Source organism: Arhodomonas sp. KWT (genome assembly GCF_010993615.1).
The window spans coordinates 1-2633 of the sequence record NZ_WNXE01000283.1 but is presented as its reverse complement, the minus strand read 5'-3'; the positions used below and the strand labels follow the sequence as shown (position 1 = coordinate 2633).

General features: G+C 67.7%; 2 protein-coding genes. Both read left to right on the top strand.

Going from position 1 to position 2633, the window contains the following annotated elements; genetic code table 11:
• Positions 1 to 1514 (top strand): ABC transporter substrate-binding protein (locus tag G7A99_RS17910; RefSeq protein ID WP_163142721.1); only part of this gene is annotated, 1514 nt, incomplete at its 5' end.
• Positions 1515 to 1704: 190 nt separating this feature from the next.
• On the top strand, positions 1705 to 2633 hold a 929-nt coding region (gene gap / locus G7A99_RS17905; RefSeq protein WP_163142718.1), incomplete at its 3' end, for a type I glyceraldehyde-3-phosphate dehydrogenase.

The window sequence follows — 2633 nt, the reverse complement described above, 5'->3', positions numbered from 1 at the left end:
TCTCCGAGACGATCTCGACTCACAAGTACGAGTCGAACGTCATGGCCAAGGCCTTCTCGGAGATCACCGGGATCAACATCACCCACGACCTGATCGCCGAGGGTGACGTGATCCAGAACCTGCAGACGGAGATGCAGTCGGGCCGCAGCATCTACGACGCCTACGTCAATGACTCCGATCTCATCGGCACGCACTTCCGCTACGGCGACGTCGTCCCGCTGTCTGACTACATGGAGGGCGAGGGCAAGGACGTCACCCTGCCGACGCTGGATGTCGACGACTTCATCGGCCGGGACTTCGTGACCGCGCCGAACGGCAAGATGTACCAGCTCCCGGACCAGCAGTTCGCGAACCTGTACTGGTTCCGCTACGACCTGTTCCAGAAGCCCGAGCTGCGCAAGCGCTTCAAGGAGCGCTACGGTTACGAGCTCGGTGTGCCGGTGAACTGGTCCGCCTACCAGGACATCGCCGAGTTCTTCACCAAGTACGTCAAGGAGGTCGACGGCAAGAAGATCTATGGCCACATGGACTACGGCAAGAAGAGCCCGTCGCTGGGCTGGCGCTTCACCGACGCGTGGCTGTCCATGGCCGGTGCCGGCGACAAGGGCCTGCCCAACGGCAAGCCGGTGGACGAGTGGGGCATCCGTGTCGAGGACTGCCACCCGGTCGGCTCGCTGATGTCCCGCGGCGGCGCGGTCAACAGCCCGGCGTCGGTCTATGCCCTGGAGAAGTACATCGACTGGCTCAAGGCCTACGCGCCGCCGGAGGCCTCCGGCATGACCTTCTCCGAGGCCGGGCCGGTGCCCGCGGAGGGCCACGTCGCCCAGCAGATCTTCTGGTACACCGGGTTCACCGCGCCCATGGCCGATCCGTCCAAGCCCGTGGTGAACGACGACGGCACGCCCAAGTGGCGCATGGCCCCCTCGCCCCACGGTCCGTACTGGGAAGAGGGCATGAAGCTGGGTTACCAGGACGTCGGCTCCTGGACGCTGCTCAAGCACACGGATGCGAAGCGCCGCAAGGCGGCCTGGCTGTACGCGCAGTTCACCACGGCGAAGTCCACCTCGCTGAAGAAGGCGCACGAGGGCCTGACCTTCATCCGCGACTCCAACATCAACGACGAGTCGTTCACCGAGCGTGCGCCCAAGCTCGGCGGCCTGGTGGAGTTCTACCGCAGCCCGGCCCGTGTGCGGTGGACCCCGACCGGGACCAACGTGCCGGACTATCCCAAGCTCGCGAGCCTCTGGTGGCAGGCGGTGGCGGACGCGGTCACCGGCGCCAAGACGCCCAAGGCGGCGCTCACCTCGCTCGGCGAGGAGCAGGACCGGGTGATGGCCCGCATCGAACGCGCCGGCATCCAGGACACCTGTGCCCCGCGGATGAACGACGAGCGTGATCCGCAGTACTGGCTGGACCAGCCGGGTGCGCCCAAGCCGGCGCTCTCCAACGAGAAGCCCCAGGGCAAGACCGTGCCCTACGACCAGCTGGTCAAGAGCTGGCAGGAAGAGGGCTGACAGGCCGGTGACGCGTCCGCAGTGACGCCGCCCGGGGCGGGTGCCGCCCCGGGCGCCTTTCTCTGATACCGCGGCGTCCGGCCCCGTTCCCAGGGCCGGACGCCCCGCTTTCCGATATCCGTGCACGCGGCGACATCCCCACCGGGACGCCGTCGCGTGCCCGACCCACACTGATCGGGAGATCGAAGCAATGACGATCAAGGTAGGCATCAATGGTTACGGGCGTATCGGCCGTAATGTGCTGCGTGCGCTCTACGAGACGGGGCGCAGCGACGAGCTCCGCGTGGTGGCGGTCAACGACCTTGGCGACGTGGAGACGAACGCCCATCTCACGCGCCACGACACCACGCACGGCCGCTTCCCCGGCGAGGTGGCGGTGAGCGAGGGGGCGCTGGAGGTGAACGGCGATCGCATCGAGATGCTCAGCGAGCGCGACCCGGCGAAGCTGCCCTGGGGCGAGCTCGGTGTGGACGTGGTGCTGGAGTGCACGGGGCTGTTCGCGAGCGGCGAGAAGGCGTCCGCGCACCTGGCGGCCGGCGCGCGCAAGGTGGTGATCTCCGCGCCCGCGGGCAGCGACGTGGACGCCACGGTGGTCTACGGGGTCAACCACAGCGACCTGCGCGAGGACCAGGCGATTGTCTCCAACGCCTCGTGCACCACCAACTGCCTGGCGCCGGTGGTGAAGGTGTTGAACGATCGTATCGGCATCGAGCACGGGCTGATGACCACGGTGCACGCCTACACCAACGACCAGGTGCTCACCGACGTCTACCACAAGGACCCGCGGCGGGCGCGCAGCGCGACGTCCTCGCAGATCCCGACCAAGACGGGGGCGGCGGCGATGATCGGGCAGGTGATCCCGTCGCTGGCGGGGCGGCTGGACGGCTATGCGATCCGGGTGCCGACGATCAACGTCTCGATGGTGGACCTGACCTGCGTGCTCTCGCGCGAGAGCAGTGTCGAGGCGGTGAACGCGCTGATGCGCGAGGCGGCCGAGGGCGAGCTCGCGGGGGTGCTGGGGTATAACGAAGAGCCGCTGGTCTCGGTGGACTTCAACCACGACGCGCGCTCGTCGGTGTTCGACGCCACGCTCACGAAGGTCACGGGCGGGACGCTGCT